The sequence below is a fragment of the Cupriavidus sp. SIMBA_020 genome (assembly GCF_046535395.1).
Taxonomy (GTDB): Bacteria; Pseudomonadota; Gammaproteobacteria; order Burkholderiales; family Burkholderiaceae; genus Cupriavidus; species Cupriavidus campinensis.
Genome location: NZ_JAWRWU010000689.1, coordinates 1 through 268 on the forward strand (window position 1 = coordinate 1; position 268 = coordinate 268).

1 pseudogene is annotated in these 268 nt (G+C 64.9%); it reads left to right on the forward strand.

What is annotated here, in order from left to right:
* Window positions 1-268 (forward strand): annotated as a pseudogene (locus SB751_RS31080) (type VI secretion system tip protein VgrG); the annotation flags it as partial.

The following is a 268-nucleotide window of genomic DNA, read 5'->3' on the forward strand; positions in this document are numbered from 1 at the left end:
TCGCCCACGCCGATGGTAGCGACGGCTTCTTCCTCGTTGAGATCGAGGCGCAACGCAAGGCCGTGCCCTACCGCAGCCCGTTCGAGCATCACAAGCCGGAGATGCATCTGCAGTCGGCAATCGTCGTCGGCCCGGCGAACGAGGAGGTCTACACCGACGCGCTCAACCGCATCAAGGTGCGCTTCCACTGGGACCGGCTTAACGATGGCGACGAGAAGGCGTCATGCTGGCTGCGGGTCGCGATGTCGGATACGGGCGGCGGCTATGG